The sequence below is a fragment of the Filomicrobium insigne genome, assembly GCF_900104305.1.
Taxonomy (GTDB): domain Bacteria; phylum Pseudomonadota; class Alphaproteobacteria; order Rhizobiales; family Hyphomicrobiaceae; genus Filomicrobium; species Filomicrobium insigne.
Map to the genome: position 1 here is coordinate 901401 of NZ_FNJC01000001.1, position 22168 is coordinate 923568.

At 59.4% G+C, this 22168-nt stretch carries 12 protein-coding genes; 7 read left to right on the forward strand and 5 right to left on the reverse strand.

Features of this window, described 5'->3' with window-relative positions; genetic code table 11:
- Positions 1-222: 222 nt before the first annotated feature.
- The 6 genes from BLS30_RS04120 to BLS30_RS04145 all read left to right on the forward strand — a co-directional run bounded on the left by BLS30_RS04120 (position 223) and on the right by BLS30_RS04145 (position 14089).
- The gene (locus tag BLS30_RS04120) at positions 223-2976 is read left to right on the forward strand and encodes a DMT family transporter (RefSeq protein ID WP_090226775.1); all 2754 of its coding nucleotides are present in this window, start codon (positions 223-225) and stop codon (positions 2974-2976) included.
- Between the two features lie 154 nt (positions 2977-3130).
- Positions 3131-3745: a hypothetical protein gene (locus BLS30_RS04125; RefSeq protein ID WP_046477395.1), complete on the forward strand. Its 615-nt coding sequence runs from the start codon at positions 3131-3133 to the stop codon at positions 3743-3745.
- Positions 3746-4262: 517 nt separating this feature from the next.
- On the forward strand, positions 4263-9554 hold the full coding sequence (locus BLS30_RS04130) for an alpha-2-macroglobulin family protein (RefSeq protein ID WP_090226778.1): 5292 nt from the start codon (positions 4263-4265) through the stop codon (positions 9552-9554).
- A 22-nt stretch (positions 9555-9576) separates the two neighbouring features.
- Complete coding sequence (pbpC, locus tag BLS30_RS04135) at positions 9577-11697, forward strand: penicillin-binding protein 1C (protein WP_090226780.1); 2121 nt, start codon at positions 9577-9579, stop codon at positions 11695-11697.
- A gap of 155 nt (positions 11698-11852) precedes the next feature.
- Positions 11853-12968 (forward strand): extracellular catalytic domain type 2 short-chain-length polyhydroxyalkanoate depolymerase, encoded by a 1116-nt coding sequence (locus BLS30_RS04140; protein ID WP_244465023.1) that lies wholly within the window; start codon positions 11853-11855, stop codon positions 12966-12968.
- A 113-nt stretch (positions 12969-13081) separates the two neighbouring features.
- Complete coding sequence (locus BLS30_RS04145; protein WP_090226784.1) at positions 13082-14089, forward strand: hypothetical protein; 1008 nt, start codon at positions 13082-13084, stop codon at positions 14087-14089.
- A 20-nt stretch (positions 14090-14109) separates the two neighbouring features.
- On the opposite strand, the gene BLS30_RS04150 is transcribed toward BLS30_RS04145, so the two are convergent.
- The 5 genes from BLS30_RS04150 to argH form a co-directional block, all read right to left on the reverse strand.
- Positions 14110-15159, reverse strand: coding sequence for a LysR family transcriptional regulator (locus BLS30_RS04150; RefSeq protein ID WP_090226786.1), 1050 nt, complete (start codon positions 15157-15159; stop codon positions 14110-14112).
- Between the two features lie 369 nt (positions 15160-15528).
- Positions 15529-18186 carry a TIGR02302 family protein gene (locus BLS30_RS04155; protein WP_244512358.1) on the reverse strand — a complete coding sequence of 886 codons (2658 nt, stop codon included), beginning with the start codon at positions 18184-18186 and terminating at the stop codon, positions 15529-15531.
- A 130-nt stretch (positions 18187-18316) separates the two neighbouring features.
- The gene (lysA, locus tag BLS30_RS04160; protein ID WP_046477392.1) at positions 18317-19591 is read right to left on the reverse strand and encodes a diaminopimelate decarboxylase; all 1275 of its coding nucleotides are present in this window, start codon (positions 19589-19591) and stop codon (positions 18317-18319) included.
- 84 nt (positions 19592-19675) lie between these two features.
- Positions 19676-19882 carry an LPS translocon maturation chaperone LptM gene (gene lptM / locus BLS30_RS04165; RefSeq protein ID WP_082101239.1) on the reverse strand — a complete coding sequence of 69 codons (207 nt, stop codon included), beginning with the start codon at positions 19880-19882 and terminating at the stop codon, positions 19676-19678.
- Positions 19883-19999: 117 nt separating this feature from the next.
- On the reverse strand, positions 20000-21385 hold the full coding sequence (gene argH, locus BLS30_RS04170; protein WP_090226789.1) for an argininosuccinate lyase: 1386 nt from the start codon (positions 21383-21385) through the stop codon (positions 20000-20002).
- 72 nt (positions 21386-21457) lie between these two features.
- Between argH and BLS30_RS04175 the strand changes: the two genes are divergently transcribed.
- On the forward strand, positions 21458-22162 hold the full coding sequence (locus BLS30_RS04175) for a TlpA family protein disulfide reductase (protein WP_170832403.1): 705 nt from the start codon (positions 21458-21460) through the stop codon (positions 22160-22162).
- Positions 22163-22168: the final 6 nt, after the last annotated feature.

Genomic DNA, 22168 nt, shown 5'->3' on the forward strand with positions numbered 1-22168 from the left:
ATTGACAGTTGCATTTTGACGTCACATTCGCGCCGCGCTCAAGCCTAAAACCCTCCGTACTCCTTGTAACCGATCACGCACGCCAGGAAGGCCGGGCGCACACGATATTTCGAGGCAACACGCCGCGTACAAGGCATCGCGGAACGGCTGCGGCGGGAATCCGGCGCTGTTTCCGAAAAACGAGAACGTGCCTATCGCGACAGAGTTTGACAGGTCTATCCGATGGCGTTTTCAGATGACGCGCGGCGGCAGCAGGATTTGGCTCGTCCGCAGCATGGCCGCTTCAGTACGAGTGACGGCGACTGGGTCGACCCAGACGCTACGCCACGTGATTGGAAGAAAGTAATTCTGGTTATCGGGCTCGGCGCGTTGTCGTGGGTGGCGACGTATGTCGGCATGCTCGAACTCATTGAGTCGAACCTCGGTTCGCTGCCAATCGGGCACCGCATTATCATTGGCTTTTCAGTCGCTATGCTGATGACAATGATCATCTGGCTGCTTGACCAGATTTTCAGCCCAATCAATACCTCAACCAAGATCGTCTACATTGCCGGCTACCTGTTCTTAAGCCTTATCTCGATCGGCTTCGGCTTTGGCTTCTACTGGAAAGTTTTGGAAAGTCGTCAGGAGTCGACGCGATCGGCAGAAGCTGCGGTCGCGCAAGTTCAAAACTCGTTGCACGCTGGCTCAACGCGCCTGGAACAACTCAACGCGACGCTCGTGCAATTGACCGAACTTTCCTCTGCGAAGGCGATCGAGGAGAGGGAGAAGGGCACGACGTGTCCCAATAGCCGCCCCGGCGACGGCCCCCGCCGTAAGCTGCGCGATGATGATGCGCAGCGTTTCCTCTTTGCATCTGAATTCGTCAAAGGCCGCATTGCGACGGTCAAAGCGGAGCTATCGTCATTGGATGGCGATCTCGCGAAGGTGGTGAAAGGCGATCCCTCAACGATCGATGCCGAGACAGGAACGCGCAATGATTTTCTAAACGGCCTCAACCGGAGGCTCGATATGACCGTGACGGGTTTCAACGCGTTCCGGGGCGATCCTCAGCTGCGCCAAATCCGTGCTGATCTCGATGACCGAGCCGGAAAGACGATATTTCCAACGTCGAGTGGAGGCACCTTCACTTGCCCCGATCCACAGCTACAGACAGCATTGCGTGGTGTGGTTCGTGCCATCGATCAGTTGCCGCAACTTACCAAGCCGCGCATTGCGGCCGTTGAAGGTTCGGAGGCCACCATCGAAGCGTTTCGCCGTCTGACCGCAACGCTTCAAGGCGCACTCGTTCTTGACCTGCCGCCCTCCGCTGAAGAGCTACGGGAGTTGCAGAAGAAAGCGGTGCAATCCGTTTCGGAAGCGAGCACCAACGGGCAAGCCCCACCTGGCGCTCGCATTTCGGCAGGCCTTTCGCCGCGTGATTACATTCCGCTCGCAATCGCTGCGTTCGTCGACCTCTGCCTCTTGCTCGTCTCCATGGGGCGTCCGATGAACCGGCTCAATAATCTGGTACCGATCATGCGTGAGGCCGAGCGCGGTCCCATGATCAAGATCTTGTCGCGCTTCAATGAGATCCATCGCGACCCAGAAATCCGGCAGAACTTCGAGGTCTTCCGGCATGTCGTGTTTGATATGTATGGCGCGTACTATGTCGCCGTGCCGCTTGACGCACCTTACAAACCACATGAGCGCAACGGCGCAAATGGGTTCGGCTTCGGTGCGAGCGATGCGCAGGACCTCCAGCATGAAGCTCACTTGCTGGCAAACCTGTTTTCCGGTTTCGAGCAGCAGCGCATTTTCTCGCGCGTCTACAATCCGTTTTTGTCGACCCGTGTGATCCAGCGCAAGCTTTGGCGGCAAGGCAGCAAATTTGCCGGTTGTCATGCATTTCGCGTCTATCGTTTCCGGGACGGTGCCTGGTCGGACATGATCCTTCAGGCGGTCATGGGCGCTGCGCGGCGCGTGGAAGAGGAGAAGCGTCGCAGACAGAGATTGGAAGACGAAGCCGCAGTACAGCGCGGTCCGGAATTAGCGATGGGCACCTCTGAGCAAAAAGCTGAAAACGGCCGAACACGTGAGCCGCAAGACAGGAAGGACCGCTGGCCGCATCTCGATATACCGGCGCCGGATCTGCGCGATAGCGGCGCTGAACGCGCGAAGGCGTATGCTATTTCCGGTCGACGTAAGACGCGCAAGGCCAATGGCCATTTCAACGGCCACCGTATTCCAGTCGCCTCTGCCGAACTGAATGGCAGTGCCACCGAATACGCGAACGGTTCAGGTCTGGCGGCAAACGGGAACGGCCACGCGGCAAAGATTGCGAACGGGGCCGCACGTAGCGGCGCGCGCATCAACGCCGATGCAGAGCGCGAAGCCACTTTGCGTTCTGCCTTCGGCCGCTATGCCGCAACCGCCGCCTTTGAACTCAACAACAATGACGCGTTCTATGCGGACCTGGAAAATACCCTCGACGAACAACCCGAAACTCATTCGAACAAACAGGATGTCAGGGTAGAGACCGAGACCATCCGCACCACTGCTGACGACGAGGCCATGGAAAAGCGAAACGCTGCCGATGTTCTTCCTTTCAAACCACCGGCGTCCGCGTCCAACGACACCATCAAACAAGCCGCCACTTCGCTCGTGGAGAAAGTCCGTGAGGTCATGCCGTCGGAGGCGCGCGAGACAACCGTTACGATGACGCGTGAAACGGCGACGTTCAGCATCCCCGTAACCGAAGCGCGTTTGCCGATTATGTCCGCCGAGCGCGTTCCGCACGATTCGGTCGAAACTGAAATCTCTGAAGAGACGGTTGTTTCGCTCGTCCCACCTCCGCTGTCTTCATCCGCGCAACAAATTGTAACGGATGTAGAGGTCGTGGAGGACGCAAACACTGAGACTCAAGACGATGATGAAGCCCGACTTGTCACGCTCGTCAGCCGACTTCGGCCCGCTCCGGGGGGAGAAGTGCTTTGAATACGCTTGATATGCGCGAAGCGTGCCTCATTCGATGCAATCCGCAACGGTTGCTTAACCGTCTTCAGCGATTAATGGGCTTCAGAACTTCGGGGCCTGCCGAACCCTATCAACCGGCAGACCGGACATCGCACTGAATAAAGGAAAAGCTTCTATGCGCGCCAAGTCTCCATCGGGTTGCCAGGTCGTCAAGAAAGATCAGAAGTGCGCAGTCCTAAGAGCCTTTGTATTGCGCAGCCTAGAGTCGCGCCGACTGAGTGGCGCCGACTGCAGCTCTATCTGCCTCGTTGCGCGTTCCCTCGAGAGCCCGGCTGCACGCGTATTGGCCTCATTGGCCGACGAGATCGCAGCACTTCGCATTAACGTTCGCGCTGTCATCACGGCCATCGACAGCAACGAATTCGGCGGCGACAGCACTGTTAAACTTTGCGCTCCGTTTACCGCTGAAAGTACCCGCGTCGTGCATGATGCCCGACTGTATGATGCCCACGAACAGCTCATCCTCGACGATGCTACGACATGGGTCGGCGATTGCATGCGGCGCGAGCCTTCAAAAACCGATGCCTTCGAACGCTTCGCGGAGAACTGCGCCGTTTCGACGAAGTGGAGCCAGCAGGCCTTCAATAGCCTATGGCGTGCCGGCCAACCCGCAAAGTTTGACGCGACGCCGAACGTTGGTATCGCCGCGATGACAGACGCACTTAAGGCCATTGCTGTACCCGGCCAGAGCGTCAAGGAAGTTCTGCTGAACTCCGCTACGCGCCACTAACCTTAGTGAGACAGTGGATTGCCGCTGCAGCGCAACGCTGCGGTGGCGAGGCCGCCGGAGAAGGGATGGAACCACGCACGTGGCGCCGAGCGCCGATTCATGGCGTGATCTTTCTTGCGCAGATGCGCACGTCCCGTTGGACCCTGGCGTTTAAATAGGCCGGATCAAGGTCTTTGGCGCATCTGCGTCCAGCCCACGTCCGCCCGGCGGCCTCTCTATTTTCCAGAAACAAGCCCTCCCTTCTCACGGAAGGGCAGCGCCGCATTTTTACGCCAGCGTAGTCGCGGTATCTTGCCAATATTCCTCGCGTGTTCTTGCGGTCGATCCACGTCGCGCATCACAATGGCACCGCTTGGAAAATTCACGCAAATCCCGGCAACACCGGATAAGTCAGTTTACTGTCAAGCTTCGGCCATGCGGGTCTGATGGGCTTCAACTTCGCACGGCTTGGTGATCTAGTCGTGCAGGATCGCAAATTGTGATTGTGCTCCCTGGCTTTATTTCGAGGTTGCCCCCCATGCACTCATTTTCGCCGAGGCGTTTTGTCGAGGCCGCGTTGCTGCTAGCGACGGTTACGGCCGCATTCCTAATCACCTTTCTTCCAGCTGCCGCTCAGGAGGCGAAGTTCGCTCATCAGCAGTTGGAGGAGGATGCGAAGCGCTACGAGTCCTATCTCGTAGAAAACTGGGCGGACAGAAACGCGAATATCAAAACACTGTTGGCGAAGGGCGGACAGGACCTCGGAAAGGATCCACGCGCAGCATCTCGCTCGTTTGCCGCAGCGGCCGGCAGCGCGCGAAGCAACAGCGCAGCTTGGCTTGGACTCGCGCGTTCATTAATCGCCATCAATCCCAATCAGCTCAATGGTTCGGAGCGCTACGATATTCCGGTCAACGCCTCCGGCGCCGCATATCGCGCCTATCAACATGCCAGCGGAAATGCGCAGAAGGCGGAAGCGCTGAGCGTACTTGCTGACACTTTGCAACGCCGCGAATTCTGGCGGCCGGCACTGGAGGCCTTGAAGGTCAGTCTCGCGCTTGCGGACAACCCAAAGGTGCGCGCAACCTATGACAAGCTGCACAGCGCGCACGGCTTCCGCATGACGGACTACTCGACACAGACGGAAACGAATTCGCCTCGTCTCTGCCTGCAGTTTTCCGAAAGCCTAGCGCGTGGTCCGGTCGAGTTCGCAGACTTTATTTCTGTCAACGGCAAGGACGCACAGGCCGTGACGCCGGAAGGCAGCCAATTGTGCATCGAGGGGCTTGCACACGGTCAGCGCTACGAAGTGCAGCTGCGTGCGGGGCTTCCCTCAGAGATTGGAGAGACGCTCGAAAAGACGATCGAAATCGCAGCGTATCTGCCGGATCGCAAACCGACTGTGCGCTTCACGGGACGTGCCTATGTTCTCCCGGCGCGCGGTCAGCAGGGTATCCCCGTTGTCTCCGTCAACACCGACACCGTTCAGGTGGAGGTTTTCCGATTCGGCGACCGTGCTCTGGCTGGCGCTGTGATCAACGGCGACCTGCAAAGGCAGCTTTCGAGCTGGGATCTCGAAACGATCAAGTCGCAATCGGGCGAAAGCGTTTACACCGGGAATCTGACCGTCAAGCGCGACCTCAACAAGGAAGTTACAACGGCCTTCCCGGTCAATGAAGCCATCGGCACGCTTAAGCCCGGTGCCTATGTCATGACGGCACAGGCGGCAACGCCAACCTCGGACTATCAGAATACTATCGCCACGCAGTGGTTCATCGTGTCCGACCTCGGACTGACGGCGTTTTCAGGCCGCGATGGAGTGCATGCCTTTGTTCGCTCACTGAGCGAGGCACACGCGGTCAGAGAAGTCGAAGTCCGGTTGATCGCGCGCAACAACGAGGTGCTCGCCACCGCCAAGACCGATGCGAATGGCTATGTGAAGTTCGACGGCGCGCTTGCACGCGGAGAAGGCGGCCTGCAGCCGGCTATCCTGGTCGCGCAGAATGGACTGTCCGACTATGCCTTCCTCGATATGACGACGGCGGCATTTGATCTTTCCGATCGCGGCGTCAAGGGTCGGGAGCCATCCGGCCCCATCGACGCATTCGTCTATACGGAACGTGGTGTCTACCGCCCCGGTGAAGACGTACACGTCGCTGCGCTTGTGCGAGACGACGAGGGCAAATCTTCCAACCTTCCTGTCACGCTGATCGTGACGCGGCCGGACGGTGTCGAACATCAGAGGCTCACGCTCGTCGATGAAGGTTCCGGCGGTCGCGCTGCATTGCTTCCGTTGTCGCACGGCGCGATGACGGGTACTTGGCGTGCGCAAGTCCATGTCGACCCGAAGGCCGCCCCGATCGCGCAGGCCGCGTTCCTGGTCGAAGATTTCGTCCCTGAACGACTGGACATGACGCTCAGTCCAAAGTCCGCTTCGATCGGCGTCAACGATCCGGCAACGATTGCAGTCACCGGACGGTACCTCTATGGGCCGCCTGCTGCGGGTCTCAAAATGGAAGGCGATGTCATTGTCAGAACCTCCAGCTCAGGCGTGCCGGGCTATTCCGGATATCGCTTTGGCCAGTCTGATGAAGAGATTACGCCGGTACGCGAGTCCCTGAACGAAATTGCCACGACCTCGCAGAAGGGCGAAGCCGACCTCAGCATTTCCCTGCCGAAGGTCGTGAAGACGGCAAAACCTCTGGAAGCCAAGGTCCTCGTGCGGCTTGCCGAACCCGGCGGACGCACGATCGAACGGCAGGTTACGTTGCCGGTCGATCTCGGATTGGAGCGCATCGGCATCAAGCCGTTGTTTAACGGAGACCGGCTCGGAGAAAGCGAAACGGCGCAATTTGACGTGCTCATGCTTGGAACCGACGGCAAGCCTGAAGCTGCTTCGGGGCTCGTATGGCAACTCAATAAGCTGGAAACGAACTGGCAATGGTATAGCCGCGGCGGTTATTGGACGTTCGAACCCGTGACATTGACGCGCAAAGTCGCGGACGGAAAACTTGAAGTGGCTGCCGAAAAGCCGAGCCGGCTTGAGATGCCGGTCAAGTACGGCCGCTATGTCCTCGAAGTTCAATCCGCCGGTTCGGCCGAGGTCGTAAGTTCCGTCGCCTTCACGGCCGGCTGGTATTCCGGAAGCGACCGGCCTGACAGTCCTGAACAGCTCGACATCGCACTGGACAAGGAAACCTATCAACCCGGCGATACAGCAAAGCTCAGGATCGCGGCAAAGCAGGGCGGCAAGGCCTTGGTCGCAGTCCTCGGCAACCGTCTTTATGCGATGCAGGAAGTTGATGTGCCCACAGGCGGCGGCGATGTCAGCATACCGGTTGGCGACAACTGGGGGCCCGGCGCCTACGTCACGGCCATTCTTTACCGGCCGATGGACGAAGCTCTCAAGCGCATGCCACAGCGGTCTCTTGGGTTGCAGTGGCTTGCTCTGGATCAGACCAAGCGCACGCTCAATATCGCGCTCAACGCTCCGGACAAGATTGAATCCGGCGCGACACTGCGTGTCCCCATTAAGGTGTCAGGATTTTCCGCGGGAGAGACCGCGCGCCTGACTTTGGCGGCTGTCGACGTCGGCATCCTCAATCTCACGAACTACAAAGCGCCTAAGCCGCAAACGTGGTTCTATGCACAAACGCAGCTTGGCCACGACATCCGGGACTACTATGGGCGGTTGATCGACGGCATGCGGGCAGAGCGTGGCACGCTGCGTTCGGGCGGCGATGCGGATGCCGGCATGCAGATGCAGGGCAGTCCCCCGGTTGAAGCCACTGTCGCAAAGTTCTCCGGCATTGTGGAAGTCTCCAGCGATGGTTCAGCGGAAGTAGAATTCGACCTTCCTGAGTTCAACGGCAGCGTTCGTCTCATGGCCGTCGCGTGGAGTGACAGCAGTGTCGGTTCGGCGACGATGGATGTAATTGTACGTGATCCAGTGGCCCTGACCGTGGCAGGCCCGCGTTTCTTGACACTCGGCGACAAGGCCCAGCTCGCTCTGGACGTCCACAACGTCGAGGGACCGGAGGCCACCTATGTCGTAAACGTTGCGCATGAGGTGACGGCCGGTGCCCAGGTTTCTCTTATTCAACGCGATGTGGCGTTGAAGACCGAGGAACGGCGAAGCGAAAGGTTGTCGCTTGAGCCAAAGTCCGTGGGACTCCAGACCTACCATGTGAACATCACAGGGCCCGACGGTATCGACGTGGCCAGAACTCTGACGTTCGACGTTAAGGCCCCTGCAGGTGATATCAAACGGACTACGATCGCCAGCATCAAGGCCAACGGCGGAAGCCTTTCTCTATCGGCCGACTTGCTACACGATCTCATTCCCGATCGTAGCGAGATCAACCTCTCGGTTGGCCCCGCGGCCCGGTTCGACGTCCCCGGCCTTTTGGCACAGCTTGACCGGTATCCCTATGGGTGCGCCGAGCAAACGGTGAGCCGCGCATTGCCGCTGGTCTATGCCAGTGCAGTGGCCCAGCGCAGCGGCGTGAAGATCGAAGCAGATCTTTCCGACCGAGTGCAGAAGGCTATCGATCGCGTGTTTGAAATGCAGGACGCTTCAGGCGCGTTCGGCGCATGGGGACCGGGCAACACGAACATGTGGCTGACGAGCTTCGTCACAGACTTCCTGACGCGCGCCAAGGAGGCCGGACACAAAGTCCGCGAACCTGGCTTCACACAGGCCCTCGATCGTCTCCAAAACTTCATCGCCTATGCGCAAGACTTTGAATCAGGCGGTGAAGATCGTGCCTATGCGCTCTACGTGCTGGCGCGGAACGCCCGCGCACCTATCGGTGAACTGCGCTACTACGTCGATACGCGCCTCGACCGGTTCTCAACACCGCTCGCCAAAGCGCAGCTCGGCGCAGCCCTCGCGATGATGGGGGACAAGGAACGCAGCGGCATTGCCTTTAAAGCGGCGTATGCAGACCTAACCGGGTCGGAGGCGCAGGTGATTTCACTGCGCGATGACTATGGCTCGCGGTTGCGGGATGGGGCAGCACTCGTCGCGCTGTCTGCGGAAACAGGTATGGAGAATGAGCGTATCCCACACCTGATCGACGTCGTCGCGTCGGGCTACACCAACAGGCGGTATACCTCGACACAAGAACAGGCTTGGTTGCTTCTTGCGGTGAAAGCCCTCGGCGACGAGTCCGCTTCGGCTTCGCTGACGATCGGGGGCACTGCTCACAGCGGTCCTCTTGCACGCAAGCTGACGGCGGAAGAACTCAACACGGGATCTTTCAAGGTCACAAACGAGAGCGACGCTGATCTTGATGCCGTGATCTCGGTCGTCGGCGCATCGCTCAACGCGGAACCGGCCGTCAGCAACGGGTTCTCCATCGAACGCAGCTACTTCAAACTTGACGGAACCGCAGTCGATCTTGCCAGCGCCAACGGTGGTAAAGCATCCATCGCTCAGAATGAGCGTCTGGTCGCGGTGGTGAAGATGACGGCCGACAATGCCGGCGGACGAGTTCTTGTTGTCGATCGCCTGCCAGCAGGTTTCGAGGTCGAGAACCCCCGGCTTGTCGCGTCGGGTAATCTTTCGAGCCTGAGCTGGTTGAAAAGCGACGTCTCGCCAGAACACACCGAGTTCCGGGATGACCGCGTCGTCGCCGCCTTTAACCTCTTCGGACAGAGCCGCAGCGATCTGAAAGCTGCTGGGACGACAGCTACAGTTGCCTACATCGTCCGCGCTGTGACGCCGGGAGAGTTCGTTCACCCGGCCGCAACCGTCGAGGACATGTACGTCCCTGAACGGCATGCGCGGACGGAAGCAGGCACCTTGACCGTGACCTCAAAGAACTAAGTGAGAGCCTGAGGATACGTCTATGAGCCGGGCTCGACCCTTCCTAAAGATCGCGGCAGCAGGAGCTGCCGCGATCATCCTTGCCGGACTTTCCGCCGTGGCGGCATTCGAGATCGCGATTGCTCGGCTCGATCCACCGCCGCTTCAGGTTGCCGATCAACTCTCGGTCACGGTGCTTGACCGGGAAGATCGACTGCTTCGCGCGTTCACCACTGAAGATCACCGCTGGCGTCTCCCCATCACACATACCCAGGTGGACCAGCGTTATCTGAAACTTCTGTTCGCCTTCGAGGACCGTCGGTTCTGGACGCATGGCGGTGTCGATATGTATGCCGCCGGGCGGGCTGCGTTACAGCTCGTCCACAATCAACGGATTGTGTCCGGGGCTTCAACGCTCACCATGCAAGTCGCGCGACTTCTCGACCGACGTCATGAACGCACCGCCGCGGGAAAGTTCTCGCAAATCCTGCGCGCGGTTCAGCTAGAGCGTCAGCTCAGCAAAGGGCAAATCCTCGACATCTATCTAAGGTTGGCCCCCTTCGGCGGAAACATCGAGGGTGTGCGTGCGGCTTCCCTCGCCTATTTCGGACGTGAGCCAAATCGCCTGTCGCTGTCGCAAGCTGCGCTGCTCGTGGCGCTTCCACAATCGCCGGAGACGCGACGACCTGACCGGAACTGGAAGGCGGCACGCATTGCACGAAACCGGGTGCTTCAACGCGGCGTCGCGGCTGGCGTCATTTCGCGTGCGGAAGCCGAATACGCCATGGCCGATGTGGTGCCGCACTTGCGTCGTTCGTTTCCTATGCTGGCGCCGCATCTGGCTGAAGCCGAACTGGTCGCTCATCCGGATCGCACCGTTCATCATCTGACCATTGACCGAAACGTCCAGGCCGCTCTTCAGACGTTGGCCACGCAGCACGCAGGCGCGCTCGGCCCTAAACTTTCAACGGCCGTGATTGCCGTAGATCACACAACGGGTGAGATCCTCGCACAGGTCGGGTCAGCGAGTTACTTCGACGGTGAGCGATTTGGTGCGGTCGACATGACGCGCGCTATCCGATCACCAGGATCGACACTGAAGCCGCTCGTTTACGGTCTCGGGTTCGAGGCCGGACTCGCGCATCCTGAGACGTTGATTGAGGACCGTCCCACGCGGTTCGGTTCCTACCGGCCAGAAAACTTCGACGATTCATACCATGGCACCGTCACGATTCGGGAAGCGCTAGGGCACTCCCTCAACGTACCGGCTGTCGCGATGCTCGATGCTGTGGGACCTGATCGGCTCGTCGGCCGTCTTAAAAGGTTCGGACTCACCCCGGTTCTGCCTGATGACGCGCACCCAAGCCTCGCTATTGCCCTCGGCGGCCTCGGACTGACGCTTGAGGATCTGGCGGGTCTTTATACGGGGTTGGCCAACGGTGGCCGTTACGTCGCGCTCACCCATTTGCGCGGAGACGCACAACAGCGCCACCTCACCGGCGCCGTCGCAGATGATGGAAAGCGCCGCCTCATGTCGCCAGTGGCGGCATGGTATGTGGGGGACATCCTAAAAGATGCGCCGCCGCCGGCCAATACGCGCGGCGGACGTATCGCCTATAAAACGGGGACGTCTTATGGCTACCGTGACGCGTTGGCGATTGGCTATGACGGCCGCTATGTCATCGCGGTCTGGGTTGGACGACCTGATGCGACCTCAACGCCGGGCTTGACCGGACGCACAGCCGCGGCACCCATCCTTTTTGATGCCTTCTCACGTCTGGAAGAACAGCGCGTGCCGCTCGCTCCAGCACCTGCCGGCGTACTCAGGGTTTCGGGCGCCGAGTTGCCGCCTCCCCTAAAGCGTTTCGGTCGCGAAGCGACAGAAGCCAGCTCAGGGGGATTCCTGCAGCAGCCCGTCGTTATCGCGTTTCCACCCGACCGCTCCGAACTCGAAGTCGGAGCAGGTCAACAGCCCGCTGAGCCTCTACTTCTGAAAGCGGAGGGCGGCCAATTGCCGCTCACCTGGCTTGTGGATGGACGCCCTCTGGATTCTTCGCCACACCGGCGCGAGGTCCTGTGGCAGCCTAATGGTCCTGGTTTCGCAAAGGTTTCCGTGATTGACGCGGAGGGTCGTGTCGATCGTGTCACGGTCCGCTTACAATAAAACCCTAAATCCTACCCCACGCCATGCCTGCCGCTCTGATCGGCTCGGTGTGGCACTGCTTGGTCAGCGGGCTTATTGTCACGATAAATCCCGCCCGCGATAGACGCGTAGAAAAAATTCATGCGTGGGCAGGCGGAATAGCAGGCGGGGGAACGATGAGCGTACTCTTAAATCTGTGGGCTCGGTGGTGGATGATGGCGGTCGGGATAATGCTTCTCGGCCTACTCTTCCTGGCCGGGCCAATGGGTTGGGATGCGCCAAGTCGCAAACCTGCAGCGTTGCCTGCCTTAGCGGCGCAACTTCATGGTACAACCGTGTCCGGGATATCATCCGGCGCCTATATGGCGGGACAGTTTCAGCTCGCCCACGCGGATATCGTCAGTGGGGCCGGCATTATAGCCGGCGGGCCCTATGCTTGTGCTGAAAGTGCCTTCGCAGGCGTTGTACCCGATAGCGGAACCGTTTTTCTAAATGCTTCCCGCGCAGTGAATGGCTGCATGCTCAATGCGCTCGCTATGTGGGGCATCCCTGATCCGGCTCTTCTTGCCGGCAAGGCGCGCACCTTCTCTAACGAAAACAAAATCGGCGCGATTGCAGACGTCACAACGGATCGCCTCTACCTCTTTTCAGGCCAGGAGGACACAGTGGTGAAGCCGCCCATCGTAGCGGCTGCGGTGGCCTTCTATCGAAATCTTGGCGTTCCTGACGGGAACATTCTTTATGTCAGTGATGTGCCTGCGGGGCATGCGTTCGTCACTACCGATTCCGGCGGCGAATGTTCGGTGTCGCGCTCTCCGTACATCACGGATTGCGACTACGACCAAGCCGGGGTCATGCTCAAACAGCTTCTCGGTCAGCTGGCCCCGCCGCAGGAGCAGCTTGCAGGTCGGTTCCTCGAATTCGATCAGGACCCCTTTACCGAGAATATTTATGATCATGGTATGGGGCCATCCGGTGTCGTGTTCATTCCGGACTCGTGCCGCGACGAGGCCGGATGCCGGTTGCATGTCGCTTTTCACGGCTGCCTGCAAAATAGAGCTGCTGTCGGCGATGCCTTCATAAAGGAGAGCGGCCTTGCACGTTGGGCCGCGTCCAACCGGCTTATCGTTCTGTTTCCTGAAGTCAGTACCGGTGCGCTTAATCCCCAGGGCTGTTGGGATTGGTGGGGCTATACCGGTCGTCAATACCTGACCCGGGACGCCGCCCAGATCCGTGCTGTTCGAGCCATGCTAGACCGGCTGGCCGGGCCTGCAGCAAGTGCGTCTTTGTAGTTGACGCAGATCAATGCGACGAACGGCGTGGTTACGGTTTTGTGCCCACGGGCACTAGAAGAAGACAACCGTCATCTGCCGGCCATTTCTCTGGCATCGTCGTGGCGTGACGGATGGGCTCGATTTGGGGGATACACGCTTTGCCGAATACCTACCGCCTTTCCGAGTTGGTGTGGCCTCGGCCTGCGGCCCCCAGCGCAGCAAGCGGCTGGTTTGAGACGGGGTCACGCGCTCTGGCGATCCTGGCTCTCGCGGTATGGGTCGGCGCGGGTGTCTGGCAATCAGATGCGGGCGAACCTGAGCGCGTCGCAAGCGATACTCCGCAAGCTGCCACGCCAAAGACCAAAAGCTCCGCACCGACAGCGGAATACATGGTCGCCGCCTATGGCGGGATGCCATACACCTACGACAGTCAGGTAAATCTCAAGAAAGCTGGCCGGCACGACTTCAGCGCCGAGCCTGTCGCATGGCGCGGCGAACCGTTCATCGACCCGATCTACTACGGTGTTCGCGTGCTGCGTTGGTTCGGCGAAGGGCGGACGGGCACCATGCTGGACTTCACGCACTCGAAGACAATCGCGGAACTCCAGAACGATGCAAAATTCAAAGGGCTTCTGAACGGTAGCCAAGCACCAGAAGTCGCGAAATTGAACGACGTCTTCAAGCGGCTGGAGTTCAGCCACGGCCACAACATGTTGACGCTGAATGGCCTGCTTCGGCTGGCGAACTTGCACCCGCGTCTGTCGCCCTACGTCGGCCTCGGCGCCGGTATCAATCTGCCGCACACTGAAATTCAGTTGCAGTCAGACAAGCGTCGCACCTACGAATATCAGTTCACAGGTCCCGTGGTTCAGGCACTCGTCGGACTCGAATTCCGGCTGCCGAGGATGAGCTATTTTCTAGAGTATAAGTTCTCATTCGCGAGCTATGACGTGCCTCTGACGGGGCTTGATGGCACTAAGATCGGGTTGTTTGCAGATCTATACCGGCAAGCCATGCGGTGGTTCTCAGGCGAAGAGCCGGCGCAGGGCCGCTTAACAACTGAGCTTGCCAGCCATCAGGTCATCGGTGGCCTCGGCGTACGGTTCGCGGTGCGGCCTGCCGCAGCAGCTACCCCTTAAATGGTGTCACTCATGACATATTACGCGCGCTTCGCAGTCTTTTTCCGGGGACGCGGGGCGCGCTTGCGTGCGGGCGCTGGCGTTTTGGAACGGGTCGGCTGAGGGGCAGCGGCCTGCTGGTTTTCCTTTGCCGACCGAATGCGCCCGCCGTCGCTAGATACGGGGACGTCCTTGCACTGATGATCCTCATCGACGGCGGCACGCGTCCAGGCCGCGAAGAAATCGACGAACGAACGTAAACGCGGCAGCATGTGACGGTTCCGCGGATAGACTGCCCAAACGGCACTGTCTCCGGTCGTATCGTAATCCTCAAGCACCGTCCTGAGGCGACCGTCCGCGAGAGCCGAGCGAACGCGCCCGCTCGATACGCGGATCAGCCCATGTCCATCGAGGGCAGCTCGCATCAGGAGGCGATCGTCGTTCGTGCGCAACCTTCCTGTGACACGCACACTACGCTGTGCATTGCGCCGGGCGAACGGCCATGCCCAGTCTTCACCGTGAACCAGACAACAGTGGCGCTCCAGCTCGTTGGGTGTCTTTGGCACGCCATGCTTATCGAGGTAAACTTGTGAGGCTGCGATAACATGCGGGTTGGTCGCCAAACGTTTCGCGATCAAAGCGCTGTCCGCAAGGACTCCCGTCTTGATCGCAACGTCGAAGCCCTCTTCCTGGAGGCTGACGTTGCGGTCCGTTAATTCAGCGTGAATTTCTATTTCTGGGTGCTGGCGCATGAAGGACGAAATACCTTCGCCGACTTCGCGGCCGCCTATGTGCACGGGCGCGCTGATCTTCAGCTTTCCTCGCGGACTTTTGACGTTGCCGTCGACGCTCGCACGGGCCAGCTCAAGCTCCGCCAGGATGCGATCGACATGCTCTAAAAAGAGAGCACCTTCTTCTGTGATCCGGATTGAGCGTGTCGTGCGATCGAAAAGACGAACGCTGAGTTCATCTTCGAGAGCCTGTAGCCGCTTTGAGATTGTGCCCGGCGTGAGCGACATCTCTGTGCCCACCGCAGAAAGATTCTGCATCGCCGCAACGCGCGTAAAGATGCGCAGATCCTGAATGTCCATCAGCCTTCCCCGCCGACCTATGCCCCAAGGTCAGGCGCGGTGCCCGAAAACGAGTCCCGTTGTAACGCAGCGGTATCGCTGCGCATCGATTGGCTGACGGCCACGTGCCGCGTGCCAATAACCGACGTCATGAGAATCATCACTCCCGTGCACCACCATCGGCGGACGCTCCCTGCGCCGCCGCACCTCAATTGTCCTGGTCTCCCCTTTTTTGGTTCTAATGGTGATGGCTGGGATGGGCAAACGTCGATCCGTTCACTGCTGCGCAAGAATTGTGAAGCATGTCGCGATCGCCACAGGCGGTTTTGAAGCTCTTGACAGGAGCTTCAGAACCAGCCTGCGATCTGAGAATCAATATGCTTGCTTTGATCAGAAGCGCTGGAGCAATCGCTCGATATAATCGAGCTCAGAAGGTGGGCGTTGGGCTTCACCCAAACGGCGGCGTAATTCTTCAAGAATTTGCCGTGCCCGCTGCATGTCGATCTCGTCAGGTACTTTTACAGACGTCCCCTGATCGGGACCCTGCGAACGTTGCGGCCGTCCCAGAGGGTCACGCGGTGCATCGCCATTCTGGCCGTAGCGCTGCGGCATATTCTGCATCATCTGCCGCGCCATCTCCTGCGCGCCCTGCCGCATCTGATCTAGCGCACGCGCCTGCTCCTGAGTAGCTCCGGCATAGTCCCCATTCTTCAGGGATTCTTCTGCGGCCTCCATGGCTTCGCGCGCACTGTCGAATTGATTGGGTGTTCCGCCCATACCACGCTCCTGCATGTCGCGCTGAAGCTGGCTTAATCGGTTGCGAAGCTCGGTCTGCCGGTCGCCGAGCTGCCCTGGTTGACCCTGCTGACCGGGCTGGCCTTGTCCCATCTGGCCCTGTTCGCCTTGCGGGCCGCGCCGCTGCTGGCCTTGTTGGCGGCCACCTTGGCCCATTTGCCCCTGTTGACCGCGCTGCCCGTTTTCGCCCTCGCGCCGTTGTTCGCCAAATGTGTCATCCATGAGCCGTTGCTGCTGGCCGACGATGTCACCCAGCTCGCTCATCATTTCCATCATTTGCTTGTTGGCTTCGCCCTGAGCCTGCGAATTTTGACCCGACTGCAGGCGGTCAAGCAAATCGCGTAGTTCACTCAGCATCTGCTGAGCCTGATCGCGCGAACCAGACTTAGCCATTTCCTCGATCTGCTTCATCATGCGCTCGAGGTCCTGCTGGGTCAGCATCTGGTTCTGCTGATCCGTGCCCTGTTGGGTCGGATTGTTTTGGGCATCTTTCTGAAGCTGCTGGAGATATTCGTTGAGTGCCTGACGCAACTCCTGCATTGCCTGCTGAATTTCCTCGTCGGAACTGCCATCCTGAAGCGCTTGAGACAGCTTGTCCTGCGCTTCGCGCAGGCGCCGTTCCGCATCGCTCAAGTCTCCATCTTCGATGCGCAGAGCGACGTCCCAGAGCTGATCAATCACGCTGTCCAGTCCCGGGCGTGTGTCGTCGCGCTTCAGGCGATAATACGCGGTGCGCAATCCGAGATAGACCTGAACGTCATCGATGAAGCCTTCGGGCTCCAAGGTCAACGCACTGAGCGCACGCTCTACGGACACCCGATGCCGCGAATCTTCGACCAATTTGCGACGCTGCTCGATGACAGCGCGTGCCAAAGGGTTGCGGAAAATGCGCTGCGGCAACACCATCTCGATGGGCTTGGCTTCGCCAAGTTGCCCGGCAACATCAGTTGCCTGCAACGTCATGATCACGCGCAGGCCGGCCCAAGGATGTGATCCGAGCTCAAGATGCGTGATCGCTTCGCCTTCCTTAGCATTCGCCCGCGGCAAACGCAGATCAAGTTCGGGCGGACGCTGCAGAGGCAGACGCGGGCCGGTCAAAGTTTCCGGGCGAGCCCACGCCGTTGCGGGATCTTCTTCAGACTGCGGGGCGCGCACGACCTTGGCCCGGGCAGACGCCACGCCGTAGTCATCGGAAATTTTATAGGCCAACTTCATAGAGCCGCGCGGCGTCGCTTTCGGCTCTTCGGTCAATGCGATCTCGGGAGGTTGATCGGCAATGACCGCAAAGGTCCATGCCGCAGTTTCACTGCCATCGATCAATAAGCGCACGCGGGCGGGTTGCGTCAGCTCATGGCGCAGCTCCACAACGTTGGCAATGGTCCGGCCGGGCGCTTCGACGTTGTCGGCCTTGACGAGGATCGGCTGCTCATCTTCCGACTGGATCTCCAGGCTTATCGCCCCGAGATCAACGCCGCTGGCGCGGACGATCAATTGACTATTGTCTGGAATTTCCAAAAGCCCGGGGCGGTTCGCGTCGGCTTGCTGTTGCGGAGATTTTCCGCCATCGGCAAGCATAATGGGCGGCTTCGACGTGTAGGCCGGTGGCGTGATCCACGCGTCTACGCGTGCCGGAAGCACGGATGTTTCCGAGCGGAAGCGAAACGCACTTTGCAGTCTGTCTGAAAATTCGCTGCCCACCAGCGCCGTTGCAGCCACGACGCCAAACAACAAGAGAATGCGCAACGCCCAAGGGTCCTGCCGGGGGGTATCGGGGTGAGGCGGCGCAACGCGCAACTTTTCGAGCGCATTTGCCAAGCGCTTGCGGTGCGCCTGCCAGATCGCGAGCGTTGTGGCATTTGTTTCGCCCGCTGTGAGCGTATCTTCGTAGGACGTGGCGGGTCTGTGGGGAACCGTGGATTCAAGATCCAAACGCCGGATCGCGGCATCGCGCGTCGGCCATGGCGTACGGACGGCCCAGCCTATCGCAGCAACAAGCGCAACCGCGCTCAGCGCCAATACGATGAGATGAGCAGTGCTCCCCAAAAGCGGCCAAAGACCTAACAGGGAAGCGATGATGAACACGGCTACGACAGCCGCAATCATCCAAAGACGCGGCCAAAGCCGTTCAAAGAACAACGCCCACCGGCTACGACGGATTTTGCGCTCCAGCATCACGTTGATGCTGTTCTGCGTCGGATGGGTCGTCGCGGGTCCTGTTCCAGCCCCTTGCTGAGAACGAATTCCATCTGTCATGCGGCCAGCCTATCATGGCAAACGATCAGCGCATCCGGCAAATACGCTTGCGGATGTCACAATCTATTGCATGTAATAGAGGCGAGGCGCAGGCACCAGAGGCTTCTTTTCACGCATTTCCCGTAGCTCTTCAGCCTTTCGACAGCCAGGGCGGAAGCGTGTCCATCGCAATCAAGTCATCATATGTCGGCCGGCTCCGGATCACAGCATACGCATCTCCTGAGACCATAACCTCAGGGATCAGCAATCTAGAGTTGTAGGTCGATGACATCACGGCACCGTACGCACCGGCGCTCATAACGGCGATCAGATCGTCCGGCTGCAAGAGCGGTAATTTGCGATCTTCGGCCAGAAAGTCGCCGGTTTCGCATACCGGGCCAACGACATCCTGCATGACAGCGGGATTCTGGGCGCGCGCTTCAAGGACCGGCCAGATATCGTGATACGCCTCGTAAAGCGTCGGCCGGATCAAATCGTTCATCGCGCCATCTACGATCGTGAAGGTCTTGTCAGATCCTTCCTTGACGTAGATTACGCGCGTTACGAGCACACCAGCGTTGCCGACAATCATTCGTCCCGGCTCAAGAACGACCTTCAGACCAAGATCTCCGAGAGCCTCCCGCACGACGCGCGCATATTCGTCGGGATGGGGTGGTGTATCGTTCGTCCCGCGGTAGGGGATTCCGAGACCGCCCCCAATATCCAGGTGGCGCAGATTATGCCCCGCGGCGCGCAGCATGACGACGAGTTCATGCATGCGGGCGAACGCCGCTCGAAATGGCGCTAAATCGGTGATCTGGCTGCCGATATGCATGTGTACGCCGGTGATCTCGATGCCCGGCAGTTTTGCGGCCTTGGCGTAAAGTTCGGGTGCCGCAGCAAAAGGCACGCCGAATTTGTTCTCGGCCTTGCCCGTAGAAATCTTAGCGTGAGTTCCAGCGTCTACGTCCGGGTTTACGCGGATCGCTACGGGGGCTCGCAGCCCCATTTCCGCAGCGACATCGCTTAGAGCCGACAACTCCGGTTCACTTTCGACGTTGAACCCGAGAATGCCCTCCGAGAGCGCGTAGGCCATTTCGGACCGCGTCTTTCCGACTCCGGCGAAAATGATTTTACTTGCGGGGACACCTGCTGCCCGCGCCCGCCGCAATTCGCCTTCAGACACGACATCCATGCCCGCACCGAGGCGCGCCATCGTGGCCAGGACAGCTTGGTTGGAGTTCGCCTTGACCGCGTAGCAAATCAACGCGTTCTGACCATCAAAGGCCTGGGACAGAACCTCGTAGTGGCGCGTCAACGTCGCGGTCGAATAGCAATAGAAAGGCGTGCCAACGGCTTCCGCGATATCGACGAGGCTGACGCCTTCGGCGGTGAGGACGCCGTCCCTATAGGCAAAATGATGCATGGTGAATTTTATCGCAGATCAGGCCGTTTTTTGGAATGTGAGCCAGTGCGATCTGACACCGGACCCGGCCCCCGGTGAGCGATCCTAGCGCAACAGACCGTCGAGAATGAAGGGCCGATGCTCCTTTTCCGGTGCAGCGGAGTTCTTGCCCGGATCCTGGGCTTCGGGTGAGGTTGCGGTGCCGGCCGCCTTAGCTTCCGCAGGCGCCTCTAGCGAGCCGCGTATGCCGCATCCCGCAACAGCTAACGAAACAGCTGCAAGCAGGAGGCCTTTTCGAAACGCGCTCAACATGTTGACGCTGTCCCTCATTTGCCGTTCAGCCTTGATGCCCGCCGCTTCCCCAATGCCCACGAAACGGCAAGGCATGCTAAAGCATAGCTTGGGAAGCCATGCCCATGTTGGGCTTTTCTAGCCCGAGTTGGCTTCCGTTTCCAACCTCGCGACCCAATCCGCAGCTGTTTTTGCTACGTTCTGTGGCGCAGTTCCACCATAACTGGAGCGGCTTTTCACCGAATTTTCCACGCTGAGCACCGAAAACACAGCTTTCGTGATGCGGTTTTCCACCGCCTGCATCTCGTCGAGCGTAAGGTTTTCCAACGCTACGCCACGGCGTTCAGCAGTGGCCACAATCGCCCCTGTGACGTGGTGCGCTTGCCGGAAGGGCAGATTGAGTTCGCGGACAAGCCAATCGGCCAGATCGGTCGCAGTGGAATAACCCGCCCCGGCAGCCGCATGCATTGTCGCCGGGACTGGCTCCATATCCTCGACCATGCCAGCCATTGCCGCGACGACGAGGCGGAAGCTGTCAAGCGCGTCGAAGGTGACTTCCTTGTCTTCCTGCATGTCCTTTGAGTAAGCGAGCGGCAGCCCCTTCATCACCATTGCCAGGCTTTGCAGAGCGGCAGCGATACGACCGACCTTCGCGCGGCAAAGCTCAGCGGCGTCCGGATTCCGCTTCTGCGGCATGATTGACGAGCCCGTCGTGAAACGGTCGCTCAGTTTGATGAAGCCGAACTGCGGCGTTGACCAGATCACGATTTCCTCAGCGAAGCGCGACAGGTGCAACGCGCAGATCGTGGCCGCGGAGAGCGTCTCAAGGGCGAAATCGCGGTCGGAAACACTGTCGAGCGAATTCGCCGTCGGCCGATCGAAGCCTAGCGTCTCTGCCGTCGCGTGACGGTCGATCGGGAACGAGGTGCCGGCAAGCGCAGCGGCGCCGAGCGGACATTCATTCAAACGTTTGCGAGCGTCAGCAAAGCGACCCCGGTCGCGCGCCAACATCTCGACATACGCCAGCAAATGATGGCCAAAGGTGACGGGCTGGGCGGGCTGCAAATGCGTAAAACCGGGCATGATGGTGCCTGCGTGTGCTGCGGCCTTCGTCGCCAATGCATGCTGGAGGTTACGCAGAGCCACGTCGAAGGCATCAATGCAGGCCCGAATGTAGAGGCGGAAATCCGTCGCAACCTGATCGTTGCGCGAGCGCGCCGTGTGAAGGCGCCCCGCAGGCTCTCCAATCATCTCCTTCAGGCGTGACTCTATGTTCATGTGAACATCTTCCAGCGCGCGAGAATATTCGAACTCGCCACGCTCGATCTCACCGAGAATGCGATCTAGCCCCTCGCTGATGGCTTTCGCATCCTCAGCACCGATGATGCCTTGCGCCGCCAACATCGCGGCATGTGCCTTGGATCCGGCAATATCCTCAAAGGCCATGCGCTTGTCGAACTCAATGGAGACGTTGATGTCCTCCATGATCTCAGAGGGTGACATCTGGAAGCGGCCACCCCACATGCGGTTGGCGTTAGTATCGGTCACGTTTTAGCTCCGGCTAGAAAAGCGGATGAGACAAGAAGACTGAGGACCATGAGCAAAGATAGTTCGACTGCGGTGAAACGAACATCACCAGCCAGCTACCTTTGGATTGCGGCGATCGCAGCCGTCATCGGGTTTGCGGCGGTATACTGGACGATGGCACCGTCTGACAACGGCGAGGGCATCGCCAATTCTCCGACGGCCGCCGAAGTAAAGCCTATGGCGGCTCCGACAAATACGGGCGAGACGGCCGCTCCAACCCCAAATGCCATGCCTAATGAGGGAGGAAAACTCAATTCCGGGCACATGGCGGCCTTTATTTTCAAGCCGGAGCCTGAACCGCTAGGGGATGTCTCGTTCAAGGACGGCACTGGCCAGTCGCTAACCCTGGCTGATTTTAAGGGCAAAACTATCCTTCTCAATCTGTGGGCGACTTGGTGTGCACCGTGCCGGGAAGAGACGCCGGCGCTCGATCGTCTGCAAAATCAACTGGGTAGTGATAAATTCGAGGTCGTGGCTTTGAGCGTTGATCGCGGAGGCGCGGAGAAATCCCAGCAGTTTCTCGACAAAATCAACGTTCAGAGTTTGACCCTCTACGTGGACGAGAAGGCTGGATCTTCGTCTGTTCTGAAGGTTATCGGCATGCCGACGACCTTGCTCATTGATGCGGACGGCCGCGAGATTGGGCGGCTTGTCGGCCCGGCGGAATGGGACAGTGCTGACGCCGTGCGCCTCATCAAGGCGCACCTACCCTAGCGGCCG